15 protein-coding genes are annotated in these 16,678 nt (G+C 62.5%); 4 read left to right on the plus strand and 11 right to left on the minus strand.

Features of this window, described 5'->3' with window-relative positions; all coding sequences use genetic code 11:
• Positions 1-29 precede the first annotated feature (29 nt).
• Positions 30-830 carry an Fpg/Nei family DNA glycosylase gene (locus WG936_RS09225; RefSeq protein ID WP_339564857.1) on the plus strand — a complete coding sequence of 267 codons (801 nt, stop codon included), beginning with the start codon at positions 30-32 and terminating at the stop codon, positions 828-830.
• On the opposite strand, the gene WG936_RS09230 is transcribed toward WG936_RS09225, so the two are convergent.
• The 4 genes from WG936_RS09230 to WG936_RS09245 form a co-directional block, all read right to left on the minus strand.
• The gene (locus WG936_RS09230; RefSeq protein WP_339564856.1) at positions 827-2,311 is read right to left on the minus strand and encodes a mechanosensitive ion channel family protein; all 1,485 of its coding nucleotides are present in this window, start codon (positions 2,309-2,311) and stop codon (positions 827-829) included. The genes WG936_RS09225 and WG936_RS09230 overlap by 4 nt on opposite strands.
• A gap of 34 nt (positions 2,312-2,345) precedes the next feature.
• The gene (locus tag WG936_RS09235) at positions 2,346-3,248 is read right to left on the minus strand and encodes a winged helix DNA-binding domain-containing protein (RefSeq protein WP_339572742.1); all 903 of its coding nucleotides are present in this window, start codon (positions 3,246-3,248) and stop codon (positions 2,346-2,348) included.
• A gap of 74 nt (positions 3,249-3,322) precedes the next feature.
• A complete protein-coding gene (locus tag WG936_RS09240; RefSeq protein ID WP_339564854.1) occupies positions 3,323-4,816 on the minus strand; it encodes a DUF1846 domain-containing protein in 1,494 nt (497 codons plus the stop codon).
• Positions 4,817-4,909: 93 nt separating this feature from the next.
• Positions 4,910-5,419, minus strand: a complete 510-nt coding sequence (locus WG936_RS09245; protein ID WP_339572743.1) for a hypothetical protein — start codon at positions 5,417-5,419, stop codon at positions 4,910-4,912.
• A 303-nt stretch (positions 5,420-5,722) separates the two neighbouring features.
• On the opposite strand from WG936_RS09245, the gene efeU reads away from it, so the two are divergent.
• From efeU to WG936_RS09260, 3 genes are read left to right on the plus strand one after another with little or no spacing between them, the layout of a single operon-like run.
• Positions 5,723-6,565, plus strand: coding sequence for an iron uptake transporter permease EfeU (gene efeU, locus WG936_RS09250; RefSeq protein WP_339572744.1), 843 nt, complete (start codon positions 5,723-5,725; stop codon positions 6,563-6,565).
• 13 nt (positions 6,566-6,578) lie between these two features.
• Positions 6,579-7,739 carry an iron uptake system protein EfeO gene (gene efeO, locus WG936_RS09255; protein WP_339564851.1) on the plus strand — a complete coding sequence of 387 codons (1,161 nt, stop codon included), beginning with the start codon at positions 6,579-6,581 and terminating at the stop codon, positions 7,737-7,739.
• Entirely contained in the window at positions 7,736-8,941 is a 1,206-nt protein-coding gene (locus tag WG936_RS09260) for a Dyp-type peroxidase (protein ID WP_339572745.1), read from the plus strand. Before efeO ends, WG936_RS09260 begins: the two co-directional genes overlap by 4 nt.
• An 11-nt stretch (positions 8,942-8,952) precedes the next feature.
• Here the strand turns inward: WG936_RS09260 and WG936_RS09265 are convergent, their stop codons facing one another.
• The 7 genes from WG936_RS09265 to WG936_RS09295 all read right to left on the minus strand — a co-directional run bounded on the left by WG936_RS09265 (position 8,953) and on the right by WG936_RS09295 (position 16,506).
• Positions 8,953-11,304, minus strand: a complete 2,352-nt coding sequence (locus WG936_RS09265) for a bifunctional lysylphosphatidylglycerol flippase/synthetase MprF (RefSeq protein ID WP_339572746.1) — start codon at positions 11,302-11,304, stop codon at positions 8,953-8,955.
• Positions 11,301-12,560 carry an alpha/beta hydrolase gene (locus tag WG936_RS09270; RefSeq protein ID WP_339572747.1) on the minus strand — a complete coding sequence of 420 codons (1,260 nt, stop codon included), beginning with the start codon at positions 12,558-12,560 and terminating at the stop codon, positions 11,301-11,303. Before WG936_RS09270 ends, WG936_RS09265 begins: the two co-directional genes overlap by 4 nt.
• Positions 12,561-12,563: 3 nt before the next feature.
• The gene (locus WG936_RS09275) at positions 12,564-13,199 is read right to left on the minus strand and encodes a DedA family protein (RefSeq protein WP_339564847.1); all 636 of its coding nucleotides are present in this window, start codon (positions 13,197-13,199) and stop codon (positions 12,564-12,566) included.
• Positions 13,200-13,331: 132 nt separating this feature from the next.
• On the minus strand, positions 13,332-14,291 hold the full coding sequence (locus tag WG936_RS09280) for an ABC transporter substrate-binding protein (RefSeq protein ID WP_339572748.1): 960 nt from the start codon (positions 14,289-14,291) through the stop codon (positions 13,332-13,334).
• 36 nt (positions 14,292-14,327) lie between these two features.
• Positions 14,328-15,101 carry an ABC transporter ATP-binding protein gene (locus WG936_RS09285; protein ID WP_339572749.1) on the minus strand — a complete coding sequence of 258 codons (774 nt, stop codon included), beginning with the start codon at positions 15,099-15,101 and terminating at the stop codon, positions 14,328-14,330.
• Positions 15,098-16,078, minus strand: a complete 981-nt coding sequence (locus WG936_RS09290; protein WP_339572750.1) for a FecCD family ABC transporter permease — start codon at positions 16,076-16,078, stop codon at positions 15,098-15,100. Before WG936_RS09290 ends, WG936_RS09285 begins: the two co-directional genes overlap by 4 nt.
• 83 nt (positions 16,079-16,161) lie before the next feature.
• On the minus strand, positions 16,162-16,506 hold the full coding sequence (locus WG936_RS09295) for an MmcQ/YjbR family DNA-binding protein (protein ID WP_339572751.1): 345 nt from the start codon (positions 16,504-16,506) through the stop codon (positions 16,162-16,164).
• Between the last annotated feature and the right edge of the window lie 172 nt (positions 16,507-16,678).

Consider the following 16,678-nt stretch of genomic DNA (forward strand, 5'->3'; position numbering starts at 1 on the left):
CAGTCGAAGGCCCGGACTACACTAGCTCCATGCCCGAAGGCCACGTTATCCACAGACTCGCGCGCGACCTCACCTGCCACTTTGGTGGCAAACCAGTACGCGTCAGTTCACCGCAGGGTCGCTTCTCCGAGTCCGCCGCGCTTATCGACGGCCACAAACTCACCCACGCGGAGGCCTACGGCAAGCAGCTGTTTATCCACTTCGACTCCCCACATATCGTATATATCCATCTAGGCCTCATCGGGAAGTTCCACCTCACCGACATCGCAGCGCCTAAGGGAATTGTGCGGCTGCGTATCGCGGACGAGCAGCTCGCAGCGGACTTGCGCGGTCCCCAGTGGTGTCGCCTCATCACTGAGCATGAGATGCTCGCGGCCGTCGACAAGCTGGGCGCAGATCCCTTGCGCAGCGACGCCGATCCCGAATGGCTGTGGGGCAAGGTGCACCGCTCGGGCCGCGCCATCGGCTCGCTGCTCATGGATCAAAAGCTGTTCGCCGGGGTAGGCAACATCTACCGCGCGGAGCCGCTGTTTCGGCTGGGTATCAGCCCGTTCCGGCCAGGGCGCGAGCTCACACGGGAGCAGTTCGATGCCCTGTGGCACGACCTAGTGAGTCTCATGCACCAAGGGGTGGCAGCTGGGAGGATCGACACGGTGCGGCCCGAACACGCCCCGGAAGCGATGGGGCGCGCGCCCCGCAAAGACGACCACGGTGGCGAGGTGTACGTCTACCGGCGCGCGGGCCAGCCCTGCCTCGTATGTGGCACTCCCATCCTGCTCCGAGCGTACGAGGGTCGCAATCTGTTCTGGTGCCCGGGGTGCCAGCCTTAGGGAGCCGGGGTACTCTCAGGCATCTCGGAGACTGCTGGTGGCGCGGGTTCCTCGGTCACGGCTGGCGGTGGCGCTGGTGTCCAAGCAGGAGCGGTGGAGGAAGTAGTCGACTCATCTTCCGATTCCTCCTCCTGACGCGGGGCGGAACTAGCAGGCGCAGAGGAAACCGGTGCTTCGCGCACTGATGTCGGCTCCTCAGTTTCTGGAGTGTAGGAGGTTGGCTGAGCCGGTGCGGATTCCACCGGCACTTCAGACTGCGTAGTCGGTTGTTGCGGGGCCAACCAGCCGTCTTGATGCCCCTCACCGCCGGAAAGCGTCATCGCGCCCAGCAGCATGAAGCCCAGCAGCGATAGCAAAAGTATCGTCGTCGAAGGGCGAACACGGCCACCGAGCGACAACAGGCCGTTGTCGTGCTGATCGACGCCCGTTCGTTCATCCTCACGTTCCACGATCTCTCGCATCACTTGCTCGCGTGGCACGTCCACGTTTTCCGCGGCGTTAGCTAAAGCCTCTGACTCATTAACAGTGGCAGGCGCCGATCCGCCGGGGGAAACAGCGGCAGCAGGGATGGGGCGGAACTCCTCCGTGTCCAGGAGGTGACGCAGGGATTCCCCCAACTGGTCGTCGACAAGCGGGGTGTTGCTGGCGCGCTCACCGTAGTCCTCCCACCACTCGTCGAGGACAGCGGCGCGGACAGCACGTTCGACGAGCCACTGCTTGCCCGGCGCGACGTCGATAAGCAGGCGCATTGTTGCAGTCCACGGCAGGCCCATCGCCGTGGGAGGGGTGACTGCGGTGGCCGCCTGGAAGGTGACCTCGCTGCGAATATGCTCCGCGATCTCCGGCTCAGCAATCGCGTCCTCAGTGGCCGCCAGGGTACGAGCGTTGATCTCCGAGATGCTGCTACCTGCTGTTATCGGAACCGGAATGGCGATTACTGCGCGCGCCCAGCGGGCGGAGGAGTTCACGCACATGCGTGCCTCACCGTTCGGGACCGTGATTTCTTCGCCATTCATCGTGCGGATCGTAGTTGCGCGCAGGGTCATGTCGACCACATCGCCCTCAACAGTCGCAGCGCTGCCATAGAACTTCACCCAGTCGCCGACACCATATTGTTTCTCAGTGATGATAAAGAAGCCACCGAGCAAGTCACCGATGATTTTCTGGGAACCGAAACCGACTGCAGCAGATACCACCGTAGCGGGGATCGCCGCAGCCGCCAGGTTCACCCCAAGATTCTTCATCGCGGCGATAGCCAGCACCGTATAGGCCACCGCCTCCGCGATATACACCATCGCACCAATCAGGGCCTTGCGGCCTTTCGCGGCCTCCGTCCCCTCATCAACGGCTTGACTGCCACCCAAAATGATGCGGCGACCAACCCGCGGGATCAAAAAACCGATGACCACCAGCATGCCCAGGAACAGGCCGTGCGTGATGATCCAATTCTTGGTCGCTTCGAGGATGTACTCAATTGGCATACCAACTACCGTAGGCGCGAATCCTGAGCGGTGGCTAGGTTTCCGCCACTACCTCACCACGCGAGACTGTGAACGGCCTGCATATCCCGTTCCTGGTCGGCCCCACGATGGGCACCAGCTCCGGCGCGCACACGGCAGCGCGATCGCCATAGCCCAGCAAGTACTCATCAAAGGCAGGAAGCGAGAGCTGCAGCGACAATGCTGCCTCGAAGTCCGACCACTCTTCTTGGAAAGCTCCCATGAAGTAGTTGCCTACTGCGATGACATCTCGCGCCAGTGCCGCCGCTCGCTTCGCATCCCGCACGGTCAGCCCGCTCCACCAGGCCAGATCCTGCACCGTGGCGGGCCCGCGGGAGTGGAAGTAACGAGTGCCAAGCTCCGTTAAGGCTTCATCGCCATCCAGCTCACGTGAGGCAACGGGCAGCGCGCTCACCAGCATGAACACGTCCTCCTTGCCCCGGCGCGCGCCTTGCACAATCTCTCCCAGGCCACCGAATGAGCGCAGCAAATGGCCACCGACTGTTCCGTCAGCACCGAAAATCCCATATGCCTCGCTTCGTGAGACCGGACCGTCCCCCAGCGCCGCTAAGAAGTCCCGATAACAAGATTGATAAAACTCCGGGGTGATGCCGAGGCCTGGGCGTCGTTTAGCGGCGGCAGCCTCCGGGCGCGGGCCGCACAGCCGCATCATCCATTGCGCGTCCTCGGCTGCCAAAAAGTGGTGGGTGCCGCGCTGCGACCAGGTACGCACGATCATCTGCTTCTCGACGGCAGCAGCCACCGGCTCCGCAGAACGCACCTCGATCGCCGTGATGCCCGACCCGTACTGCTGCCCCTGGGTGGCGAGCATCCAGCGGGCAGCCTGGGTAGCGGTTTCCATCGGGTGCAGCAGTTTCTGGGCGTAGATTCGGCGGGCGCGCAGCTCAGGGAAGTCCATAACTAGATCCTAGGTTGTGTCGACGCGCGAACGCTGCGCTCGCCGAGCGCAGCTTTATGCGGAAAGCCCAGCGCCTACTTCCGGTAGAGGCTCTTCTTTGCGAACTTCGGCTCGGAGGTCACCAACACACCCAGGTTGCGGAAGATGCCCTCGTCCACAGAGCCGAGAATGGTGGTGGTGTGAATGTCACAGCCCCGCAAGTTCTGCAATTGCTGCAGGGCGCGACGCGCATTGTCGTCGCTACCTGCGGAGACGGAGAGCGCGATGAGCACTTCGTCGGTGTGCAGGCGGGGGTTCCGAGAGCCGAGGTGCTGGGTCTTCAGCGTTTGGATTGGCGCAATGGAGTCTCGGGAGAGCAGGTGCACGTCATCCGATATGCCAGCGAGCAGCTTCAACGCATTCAGTACGACGGCCGCCGAGCAACCGAGCAGCGGTGAGGTCTTGCCGGTGACGATGCGGCCGTCGGCAAGCTCCAGTGCTGCAGCGGGTGCCTGGGTAGCTTCGGCCAGTTCGACAGCCGGCGCAATCACGACCCGGTCAGATTGTTCGATTCCTAGCCGGCCCATGATCATTGCGACGCGTTCAGAGCCGATCGGGTCGAGCTCCGCGCGGGCCTCGTTCACCAGCTCCTTGTAGTAGCGGCGGATGATTTCCTGGCGACCAGCCTCTCGGCACGCCTCATCGTTGGAGATGCAGTGTCCAGCCATGTTCACGCCCATGTCGGTGGGGGACTGGTACGGCGAAGAGCCAGCGATCCGCTCCAGGAGCACCTTGAGCAGCGGAAATACCTCTACGTCACGGTTGTAGTTGACGGTGGTCTCGCCGTAGGCGGCCAGGTGGAAGGGATCGATGATGTTCTTGTCATCCAGGTCCACGGTGGCGGCTTCGTAGGCCTCGTTCACTGGGTGATCGAGCGGAATGTTCCAGATTGGGAAGGTTTCGAACTTGGCGTAGCCGGTCTGGATGCCGCGTTGGTGCTCGTGGTACATCTGCGACAGGCAGGTGGCAAGCTTGCCGGAGCCCGGTCCCGGTGCCGTGACAACGACCAGGTCGCGCGTCGTTTCCGCGTACTCGTTCCGGCCGAGGCCGTCTTCGGAAACCACAAGCTTGGTGTTGGAGGGATAACCCGGGATTGTGCGGTGGATGGACACCTTCAACCCGAGACGCTCAAGGCGGCCCTTGAAAGCGGCGCCCTGGGAGTTGTCATCTTCCATCTGGGTCATCACCACGTGCTCCACTAGGAAGCCAGCAGCACGAAATTCGTCGATGAGGCGCAGTACGTCTTCTTCATAAGTGATGCCAAGGTCCGCGCGCACCTTGTGGCGCTGCAGGTCCTTGGCACTGAGGCAGACGAGGATTTCCAGCTCGTCCTTGAGTTGCTCCAGCATCACGATCTTGTTGTCTGGAGTAAAGCCTGGGAGGACTCGGGAGGCGTGCATGTCGTCGAAAAGCTTGCCGCCCATTTCCAGGTACAGCTTGCCGCCGATCTGGTCGCGTCGCTCTTTAATGTGGTGCGATTGCATCGCAATGTATTTGTCGCGATCGAATCCGACCTGGTGTGCAGTCATACTGCTCCGCGCCCTTCTTTAGAAGCATTAGGTACGCCCGGAAAGTCTATCAACGATTCCCCGCCGGGGATGCAGCCCACCCTGGAATTAAATTCACTGTGCTGCTGGGCAGGGCAGCAGGTCAATCTCCGGTGGCGCAGCAAGCTTGGCGATACGCCCCGGCGCATAGCACGAGGCCAGCGAACCATTCGGGAGCGTGCCGTCCGGCTTCAAGCCCTCCCACTTGCTGCCGTTCCACTGCGCAAATAGCTCCTGATACTCACCCTGGGCCCCCAGTTTGGCCCATTTTCCATCACAAAATGCCAGTGTCGACTTCGTCTCAGGGCGTCCCAGCTCACCGGTGATCCGACTTAGCTGGCAGTGCTCAGCCACAACTTTCGGCTCCGGCAGTTCCATGGCTGCCGCAGGCTGCTTGCTTGTCGACGTCGGTCGCACCGTCGCACTAGCCACATGACTATTCTGTGCCGCTGGTTCTGCCGAACCGGTGACCGAAATCTGGGCGACAGTGCGCGGATCAGCAGCAATCGGTGCCGGGCCGCTACTACATCCAGCAGCGAACACGAGCGGTGCAAAGAGCAAGGCAAGGCCGGTACGCTTATCCATGCTGACCACCCTAGCCAGCCAAAATAGCCCAAGTGGCGAAGTTATAAGATCGTCACGCAGGCGAAACCGTACTGTACTTGTAGCGTTTGCCCAACCCCAACTCCGGCCTTGCCGATGGATACAACGTACAGCTGTGTCGTGGGGCGATTACCACCGGGCGCTTTACAGCTCCGGAAGTGCTTTAAACTTCAATCTTGCAGCAAAGCCTAGCCTTACCTATATAGGGGTAGCCTTACCTGACCAGCGCTAAAAGAAGTTATTTTAGATGGGCACGCAGTCCCCTCATGAAAAGAGACCACGTCCTTGTTCTTGGCAAACTTCCTGATAGCCCTGCGCGAAGGCGTGGAAGCTTCCCTCATCGTAGGTATCCTCGTTGCTTACGCAATCAAGGTCGGGCGACGGGATGTCCTTCCCAAGCTATGGCTCGGTGTCGCGCTAGCCATTGCGATTCCGCTGGCTGCGGGCGCTTTCATGACCTGGGGCCCATACACACTCAGCTTCCAGGGGCAGGAAATCCTCGGTGGTTCACTGTCGATCATTGCCGTGGCAATGGTCACCTGGATGATCTTCTGGATGGCCAAGAATGCCCGTCATTTGGGCACGGAACTGACAGGCAAGACAGATGCGGCCCTCGCCAAGAGCTCCTGGGCGCTCGTCTGGCTCGCCGCCATCTCCGTCGGTCGCGAGGGCGTGGAGACGGCTGTTTTTGTGTGGGCAACCCTGCGCGCAGATGTGCAATCCCAACTCTGGCAACCGACCCTGGGTGTTGCCCTTGGATTAGTCGTGGCGGTGGCCATCGGCTGGCTGATCTACCGAGGTAGCGCGCGAATCAACCTGCGTTACTTCTTCTTCTACACCGGGCTGCTGCTCATCATCGTTGCCGCGGGCATCCTCTCCTACGGCATCGGCGATTTCCAGGAGGCCAGCGTACTTCCCGGCTGGGGCCACACCGCTTACGACTGGTCACCGGCCTTCCAGGATCATGTCTCCAGCTGGTGGTTCGTGCTGCTCGAGGCCATGTTCAACTTCAACGTTTCCCCAACCTACCTGCAAGTTTTCGCCTGGGCCGGTTTCCTGGCCATCGTGCTGCCAGTGTACTTTGCACGTCAACCGTGGCCACATGCTCGCAAAACTGCCACTACCTAAAGGACCCAAGTTCATGAAGCGTCTCTTCCTCCCGCTGTCCGCCTCCGTGCTCGTACTCACGGGCTGCGTTGCCAACGAGCCAGCATCCAATTCCGCCGATACCGCCGCGCAAGAATCCCTCAGCGTGCAGATCACCGATGACAAGTGCGATGTCTCCGCCAACAACGTAAAGGCCGGACGCACGTCCTTCAAGCTCGCGAACAAGGGTACGGTCCGCAACGAGTTTGAGATCCTCGCCGAGGACAAGCTGCGCATCGTCGGCGAGCGCGAAAACCTCGGCCCGGGCACCACCACTGACTACACCGTGTTGCTGCAGCCAGGCACCTACTACACCGCCTGCAAGACCAACATGGTGGGCGCGCTTGTCGACGTCAAGGAGTTCACAGTCGCCGAGAACCCTGATGCGGAAGTAAACACTGACGACAAGGCTCTCATCGATGCCGCCACTACGAACTATTCTGCTTATGTCCGCGATCAGACCGGGCAGCTGTTGACCAAGACCCAGGAGTTCGCTGCGGCCTACAAGGCTGGGGACGTCGAGAAGGCGAAGGCGCTGTACGCCCCGACCCGCGCCTACTACGAGCGCATCGAGCCAACTGCGGAGTCCTTCGGCGATATCGACCCGGCTTTGGACGAGCGCGAGGCAGACTTCCAGGAGGATGACTCGAAGGGCGATCGCCAGTGGACCGGCTGGCACGTCATCGAGAAGGATCTGTGGGAGGGCGCTGCCGTGGACCGCACCGCAGTGGGCGATCAGTTGGTGGCAGACACCCAGAAGCTCTACGACCTCGTCTACTCCGCAGAGTTCCAGGTAAATCTGGATGACATTTCCAACGGCGCGATCGGCCTGCTCGAAGAAGTCGCTACCTCCAAGATCACCGGTGAGGAAGAGGCCTTCTCCCACACTGACCTGCAGGACTTCGCCGCCAACGTCGAGGGCGCCAAGGTTGCCTTCGGCAACGTCGAAGAACTGGCCAAGCAGACTGACCCAGATCTAGCCAAGACCATCTCCGCACGCTTCACCGCCCTAGAGCAGGCACTGAAGCAGTACCAGGAGGGCGAGGGCTACGTGTCTTACGACAAGCTCGATGAAAAGCAGCGCCGCGAGCTCTCCGACCAAGTGGACGCCCTGCGCGTGCCACTGGCCAAGCTGACGGAGGCCATCGTCAAGTGATTTCCCGTCGATCATTCCTCGGCGCGGGCGCGCTGGGCCTCGGCGCCGCAGGCCTTGGTTTCGGGGCTGCGCGGCTAACGCCGTCGGCAAGCAGCGAGCCGGTGCCCTTTCGTGGCCAGCACCAATCCGGCATCCTCACCCCGGCCCAGCAGCAGATGATCCTGGTGGCCTTCGACATGACAGCCACCCTGCGCGAGGACCTGATCGACCTGCTCACCAAGTGGACCACCGCAGCCGAGCGGATGCAGGCAGGCGAGCTCATCAACACTCCCAAGGCCCGGCGCGATGTGCCGCCGGACGATACCGGGGAGGCGATGGGATACAGTGCCGCCTCCTTGAGCATCACTTTCGGCTTCGGTGCTTCTCTCTTCGAGCACTCCACGAAGGGCGACCGCTACCAGCTCGCCCACCGCATGCCCGAGCCGCTGCGGGGCGGTATTCCCCGCATGAGTGCGGAATACCTGAACCAGGACGCTTCCCATGGCGACCTCATCATCCAGATCTGTGGTGAGGACCCCATGGTGGTGCTCCACGCGCTACACCAGTTCAAACGCATAGCTTTTGGCCTGGCCTCGGTGCGCTGGGTGCAGCTCGGCTACGGCCGCACCTCCTCCACCTCCGAGGATCAGGAAACCCCACGAAACCTGTTCGGGTTCAAGGACGGCACCTCCAACATCGTCGCCGAAGAACCCGACAGCGAACTGAACAAACATCTGTGGATTAGCGATGGCAGCTGGGCCGACGGCGGCTCCTACCTGTGCCTACGCAAGATCAAGATGATGATGGAGGTCTGGGATGAGCTTTCCCTAGACACCCAGGAGAACGTGTTCGGCCGCGATAAGAATGAAGGCGCACCACTGTCGGGCGGGGAGGAATTCACTCCGCCCGAGTTCCAACATCCCGCCATGGATCCGAAGTCACACGTCACGCTCATGCACCCGTCGAACAACGGGGGAGCGCGGATGCTGCGTCGCGGCTACAACTACACCGAAGGTATCGACTACCTCGGCCGTCTCAACGCTGGGCTGGTCTTTATCGCCTACGTTGCCAACCCGCAGACCAACTTCATCCCGGTGCTGTCCCGCATGACGGATGATCTCCTCACCGAATACATCCAGCATGTGGCCACGGGGCTCTACCTCGTACCCGGCGGAATCAAGGAAGGCGACAACTTCGTCGGGCAGGCGCTTTTCGACGCCTAACCCCGCCACCACTATGAGCCACGCGCACGCATGGCAACCATGAGGTCACCTACCGAGGTGTTCGGCAGATAACACTTGGACACCGCCATGCCGATCGCTGGCAGGGAGAATTCGTCTCGGTAGGCGAGCACCCACTGCTCATGATCGGGGTTAAACTTCTTCTTGAACGCTGCCAGCGAGCGGAAGCCATAGAGTGGCTCGAGCGCATGGCCGACTCGATCAAGGACCTGCCCGAGTGTGCCCGACCCAGCGGCCGCTAGTGGCGCTCCAGACAGGGAGACCCAGCTCAGGCCGTCCTGGTGCGCCTGCTCCAGCGTCGAGGCGATCAGGAATTCCACCACGGGGCGGAAGCCATCCGCGCGGCGACGCATGAAGTCCAGCACTAGGCCCGCAACGGCGCCATCGCAGTGAGCCGGCAACCAGCTCGTCACACCATGCACGGTCCCTTCCGCATCGAAGGCCAACATCAGGCGCACCTCGGGGTCGTCGAGCTCTGCAAGCCCGCCGAGGGTAAATCCCATCTCCGGTAGCGCTTTCTCGGATACCCAGTCCTCAGAAATCGCGGTGATCTGTGCTCTCGTGCTGAGCGAACAATCAGCCCACGTGGTCCACTCGCAGCGGATGCTTTCCTTTTCGGCACGGTTGCGGGCGGTACGGATGTCCTGGAACTTCTTGCCCTTGAACTCGGGGCTTTCCCGCACCGCTACGACGGATTCCTCTGCCACCAGTACGCTGTCCCAGCCCGAGCGCGAGGCTGCGAAATCAGCGCGCACCGAATACCAGGCAACTTGGGCACCGGTAGCGTAGATCTCTCTTTCGAATTCGCTCGCCAGGTCTGCGATGGAGCCACCGCAGCTCACCGGTTCGCCCACGGTCACGGCGATACCGTTGTGCAGCTGATAGGCCACATAGCCGTCCGGGCCAAACCAATAGGAATTCCCCGGCCACAGGGTCATCCACGAAAGGTGATCGCCGCTGCCACGCTGCAGCATAGACCGCGCCAATGCCCGCTCCTGGGCGAGCCCCGGATCGGCCGGGCGCTGCAGCACGCGCTGAAACAGCGCGATGAATCCCAGCCAGAACACGATGCCAGTCCACTCGGTGAGTACCCAAGCGGCCGCAGACGTTGGGAGCACATCAAAGGTGGCAAACTTCCCGACCATCGGCGGAATGTAGCGCAGTGGGGTAGCGGCAGCGATATCCAGCCACGACCCTCCGATCAGTAGTCGCGCACCCACCAGCCACACCACCGCTGTGAGCAGCCACCAGGCAAAAAGTGCCCCGACAAAGCGCCAGCGCCGGCGTGCTACTAGCTCGACCCGGAACAGATCCCGCCGTAGCAGGAGGAGCACACTCGATGCCAACCAGGGCAATGCCAGGTAGCAGGCGAGCGGGACAGTGAATTGCCCCAGGACCCGCAGTTCATTAGCTATCGCAGCGATGGCGCACAGATTAGCAATCACCCCGGCCTTCAGGGCCAGGCTGCGACCCCGCACGAGGCCGAGCGCGATCACCACGACCACAACCAGGGGCATCAGATTCGCCACAAATGGACCGATGCCAGCCACGCGCAGCTGCGCCAAGGCATGCAGGCAGGCGCGTGAATCGGGCTTCCTCTCACACAACCAACTGACGTGATCGCTCGACGTGTGCGGGAGGATGAAGGAGGCCGCGTTGGCGAAAGGCGCAGTGGCATCCGGGTTCAGGCTCGATAGCAGCGGACCTACGAAGACCGCGCCGAATACCAGCGCAACGAGGATGCGGGACTCTCGGATAGAAATAATGGGTCGGACAAGTCCAAGGCGGTACCGCCACTGGCCTGCAGCCCAGCCCACCAGGGTGGCAAAGAAGAATGCGAAGTCCGCCATCACACCCGCGTAGAGAATCAGCGTGATAGTGAGCGCGAAGACGATCGTGCGCAGGCGATGTCGCCGCATCGGCCCCATCTTGGCGCTCGCATACATCGTCGCCCCACACAGCCACACGAAGGGATTGAGCACGCGCTCGAGCTCCAGCGCTGTGCCCCAGTACAGTCCACCAGCTTCAAGCAGGCGGGCCGTCGCCGCGCCCAAGCCCAAGCCCGCTAGGTGCGTACCCACTGCGACCGCGAGATAGGCCTTGGCACCGAGCTGGCGTTCAGCTACTCCACCGAACACCACTAGCGCCAGCGTCGCTAAGACCGCGCCAGAGCAGGTCGTTGCAGTCAGCGCGGAAGTGGCAACGGTCCACCACGGCGAGTGCGTGTCGACGCCGAATCCCAAGCCATCACGCAGCCTGGCGGATTCGAAACCGAACCCGGCCTGCAACGCCCACAACAGCACGATCGCTGAAATGCTGATTGGCATCTGCCTTAGTAGCTTCATTTCAGCCCTCCCCGTGCAGCGACATAATCAAGGTTTTCCCGCAACGCCACCCGCCACACCTGGTAGCTGTGGCCTCCTTGAACTTCCGCATAACTGCTCTGCATTCCGGCTTCCTGCGCTTTGCGGTTCAACTCGCTGAGGTCCTCGCGGGCATGCGAGTCTTTCGCGCCGGCGATGAAGCGGCCTTGCAGCTGGGCGTACTTTCTGGTCCCCGCCGCGTCTTCGAGCAGACGTTCCGGGTTCACCGCCTGATAGGCATCCTCATCACCCTCGAAGAATTGCTGCACCGTCTTGCTGTGATCGCCCACGGTTGGCTCCCGCTGCCCCGAGAAGTCCAAGAACGTGCCATAGGAGTCCGGCGCATTCGTGACTATCTGCAAGGAGCACGTGCCGCCATAGGACAGCCCGCCAATCGTCCACCGTTGCTGATTCGGATCCACCCGGAATTTTTCTTTCAGCTGGGCTGGGACGTCCACCGCCAGGTAAGTCTGGACCTTCTCGGTCGGGCCATCCACACAAATCGGATTCGCAGTCATCGAACCGGTGCCATCGACGCTCACGACGATCGGTGAAATCCCACCGTGGGTGGCTTGGTAGTCATCGAGAGTGATCGCAGCGCCACCGGAATCAAACCATTGCTGGGGTTTGCCGGGGTTACCGGCCATCAGCACTAAGACTGGCAACTTGAGATCAGGACGAGTGAAGTAGGCCGGTGGCAGATAGGCGATCGCGGGGCGATGCGTGAACTGGGTTGCATCGAGGTCAACGGTCACCAGGGCTCCTACCTCACGGCCGTCGAGTTGCGGTGCCTGCCGGGCGGCTTCGTAGGTGCTCTGGAGAGTCTCGTAGTCCATCGGTGCAGCAACCGGCCGGGGCGCCAGTGAGCGGACGGTGGGGTATTCCTGGAATTCCAGGTTGAATACGCCCCACGCGCCGGCGATGGCGAATACTGTGAGCGCTGCTAGGAGGCGACGGCGACCTCGCTGCAAGAACGCGCTGAACAGCACGAAGGATGCGCCAGCGCCAGCTACGTAGATCTGCCATGGAATGCGATCCGGGAAGGGCTTCCAAGCCACCTCCAGAATCAACCAACAGGTGAGTGCCGCGCCCACAGCCATTATGGCGGCTTTGAGGGTACGTTTTCGCTGCCCAGCCCAGCCCGCTGTCGCGATGAGCATCGAGCCACCGAGCATGATGTAGATCAGATACGGTGCGGGGCTTTCAGTAAGGGAAATCTCCCCGAACCATTCGAGCATTTCCTAGCTTTCGATAGGAACTGGTACGGCGCGACGGGACTTGATCCATTTGGCGCTCGCAGAGATGACAATCGGGAGCACCGATAGGCCGACGATGACGAGCATGATGGCGTCGATACGGTGCGCGATACCCGGGATGTCACCAAGCAGCACGCCGACCATCGTCATGGAGATGACCCAGCCAAGCGCTCCGAGGACATTCCAGCCGAGGAATTTGCGATAGGGCATGTCCGCGGTGCCAGCTGCGAGCGGCACGTAGGTGCGCACGATCGGGACGAAGCGGCCCAGGACCAACGCGAATGAGCCGTGGCGGGCAAAGAATGCTTCAGCCTGGTTCAGGTGGTCTGTCTTGAGGATGCGGGCATCGTCTTTGAACAGGCCGCGCCCGAAGCGACGTCCGAGCCAGAACCCCACCTGGTCGCCCGCAATCGCAGCGATAGCTGCCACGATAATCAAAACGATGACAGTAAGGCGCAGGTCATGGCGCAGGATCGCGGCGGTAACCAGCAGCGAGTCTCCAGGCAGGAAGGGGAACAGCACACCGGACTCGATGAACACCACCAGGGCGATGCCAGCAAGTGCCCAGGGGCCAAAGCCTTGGAGGAGCGTGCCTGCGTCGAGCAGGGAAGAAAGTGACATGAGGAACTCCTTTTTTATTTAAGCAATCAAGAATCTCTCTCAATGGCCACAATTGCAACTTTCCATTCATCCCAGCCGCGCAGACTCACCACGCTAGATCCGAAAGCCCTGCTTCCTGGCAACCTCGAAGAGCTAGCCTTCGCTCAAGAACCCGGCCACCTGCTCCAGGCCGTCGACGATGCCCGCGGCAGAGGTCACGCCGGTGGTGGCGGAGTCAACGTAGTAGACGCGGCCGTTCTTGATTGCGGGTACCTGCGCCAGGGCAGGGTTATCCAGCAGCGGCCGCAGTTCATCGGCGCCCCGGCCACGGTATTTCTGGACGATGATGACCTCGGGGTTGGCCTTCAGCAGCGCCTCCGGGTCGGCGGGCACAGAGCCCGGCGCGCCGAGGGTGTCGATGATCGGCCGGCCGCCGGCCTCTCGCACGAGACCGTTGAGGATGGTGGATTTGCCCATGATCATGTCCTTGCCGCCGCGGTGCACGATGGTGGCAACGCTCGGCGTGCTGGTGGTGTGCTTGACTGCCGCGCGTCGCTGCGTGATGTCGGCGCGCATCTGCTCGCCCGCCGCCTCCTCGCCAAGGAGCTGCGACACCTCGCCAATGTGAGTGAGAATGTCATCGATGCCGGTCCAGGCGTCGGTGGACACGACGGCCAGGGGCAGCCCGGCGTCCCGCAGCATCGCGGTGGCATCCTTTTCGCTGTCGCTGCGGGCGCTAATCAGCACTAGGTCGGGGCTGGCGGAAAGGATGTGCTCCGGGTCCACGGGCGCGCCGACTTTGAGCACGTGTTCGATCGAGTTGGCGTCCGCCGCCACCTGTCCTAGTTCCGGGTTCATCTCAGCGGCCATGACCACGCGCTCCTTGCCCGCCAGCGGCAGCGCCAAGGCGGTCAGGTCCGGGGTGAGCACCGCGATGCGCTGTGGTTTCGCGGGCACGGTGACGTCCGCCTCCCCAACCCGGACGGTGCGCGGGAACGCCACCGTCGCGCTTGTCGACGCCGGGCCCGAGCCAGCCTCCTGTGGCGCTGGCGCGGTACACGCCGTGCATGCTGCACACGCTGCGAGCAGCGCGGCGACGATAGTCTTCCTCATCGTTGTCCTTCTTTCCTTGAAATTATTGGTATTTAGTTATGAGGTCGGTTTCGGGGTGAGGACTAGGCAACCGGTGTGCGGATTGCGCGACACTGCGAGCGGGATCTGGTAGACCTCTTCCAGAATGGGAGAGGTGAGGACATCCGCGACGGCGCCAGCGGCGCGCACGCGACCTTGGCCCAGCAGCACGGCTCCATCGCACCAGCGGGCGACCAGGTTGAGATCGTGGAGGACCACCACCACAGCAACGTGGCGGCTAGCCAGCCGGCGCAGCAACTCGAGGACAACCACCTGATGCCGCAAGTCCAGCGCGGAGACGGGCTCGTCGAGGAGCAGCACCGGGGTGTCTTGGGCGAGGGCACGCGCGATGTGGACAAGCTGACGCTCGCCACCCGAGAGCTCGCTGACCGGCTGCTCTGCCAGATGTGCGGCGCCGACGGCCTCCAGTGCTCCCGCGGTCACCTCCCGGTCATGCTGTGTTTCAAGGGACCAGCGACCGCGGTGCGGGTAGCGGCCCAGCGCCACCACCTCCGCAGCACTAAACCCGATGGTCAGAGCTGTGTCTTGCGGGACGAAGGCGATCTGCTGGGCGCGCCGCCTGGCGCTGAGGTCTTGGATGCTGTGGGCGTCGATAAGCAACTCGCCGGAGCAGGGGAGCACGCCCGCAATCGCCGCGAGCAAGGTGGACTTGCCGGCGCCGTTCGGGCCGACCAGCGCCGTGACCTGGCCCGCCGGCGCCACGAAAGAGACGTCGCGGACCACGGGGGACCCAAAACCTGCGCTGAGGCCGCCGACCGCGAGCCCTTTCATAGTCCCAGCCCCCGCCGCGAGTTACGGGTGCGCAGCAGCAGGTAGAGGAAGATCGGGGAGCCAACGAACGCCACCACCGTACCGGTCTGCAGCACAATCGGCTGGAACAGCAGCCGCGCCACGATGTCCGCGCCAATGACAAAAGTGGCGCCCAGCACGCCCGCGAGCGGCAGCAGCAGGCGGTGATCCGGGCCGAGCACAATGCGAATCAGGTGCGGCACTACCAGGCCGACAAAGGAAATGGTGCCGCTGACCGCTACCGCCGTCGCCGTCATCAGGGCCGCCAGGGCCAGCACCATCACCCGCAGCTCCTTAACCGACAGCCCGCTCGACTGCGCCGTGTCCTCGCCCAGCAGCAGCACGTTCAGGTCCCGAGCCAGCAGCCACGACAGGCCGATCGCCACCAGGATCGGCAGGGTGGCCACCTGCACGTGCCCCCAGGTGCGCGCCACCAAGTCGCCGTTGAGCCAAAACATCACGCTGCGCAGGTCTGAATCGTGCGGCGCATTGGCCACCGCAGCCGAGATGATCGCACCCATCAGGGAAGTGACGGCCATGCCGACCAGTACCAGGGTCGCCGGGTCCGCCGCGCGACGCGTGCTGGCGATCAAGTACACCACCGCGACGGTCAGCAGCGCACAGGCAAAAGCGCCTGCCGGGACGGACCAAGCTCCGAGGAGGCTCGCCCCGCTTACTATGGTCAGCACCGCCCCGAGGGAGGCACCCGCGGACACCCCGATGATGCCCGGGTCCGCCAGCGGGTTGTGGAACACGGTCTGCATCAGGGCACCCGCCGTGGCCAGCGCGGCCCCCACCAGCCCGGCCAGGATCACCCGTGGCAGTCGGATCGTACGGACCACCAGGTTCCCGGGCAGCTCGACCAGCGGGATGTCCACCGGGCCCAGCCGCAGCGCAAGCAGCGTGACGACGACCAAAACGAGCACCGCCAGCGGCAACGTGGCAACCCGCACTTTCATTAGCGGTACGCTTTCTTAGCCCTCAACGGGCTATTGCACATGGTTTCCTGTAATTGATAGTCGAATCATAGCGCACGGGGTTTTCAGGTTGGCGCTTGTGCAGGCGCGACGAGCCGGTAGGAATCCTGGACCAGCTCTTTGACCAGAGCATCCGGCACTCCTTCGCCCTCAGTGATCGTGATCCAGTGTCGCTTATTCATGTGATATCCAGGCGTAATGCCGGGATACTGCTGCCGCAGCATTTCACCTTCGAAAGGGTCGACCTTCACGTTCAGGATGCGCTTGCCGTTGTAGTAGCCCATAAGCGCGAACCACTTGCCCCGGATCTTGAAGGCCTCCCACGTGCCCGCGAAGGGCATCTCCTGGGTGCTCGCCAGCTGCAGCGCGACGTCGCGGGTGAGGTCGCGGAGGTTCGGCTCTTGATCCATAGGACCCACTCTAGAGGGCAGCGACAGGCAAGAAAAGCACTGTCTCCCCCTTGTATTTATCTGCGCTGACCTGCGTAATGATTGACTAGCGGAGCCGATACTTGGCGTAACGGCCGCCACCGATCCTGTTCACAACCGCAGCTTTGTTGGCACAATGTCGAGCTATTTCACT

The sequence above is a fragment of the Corynebacterium sp. H127 genome, assembly GCF_037482665.1.
In the GTDB taxonomy this organism is placed as follows: Bacteria; Actinomycetota; Actinomycetes; order Mycobacteriales; family Mycobacteriaceae; genus Corynebacterium.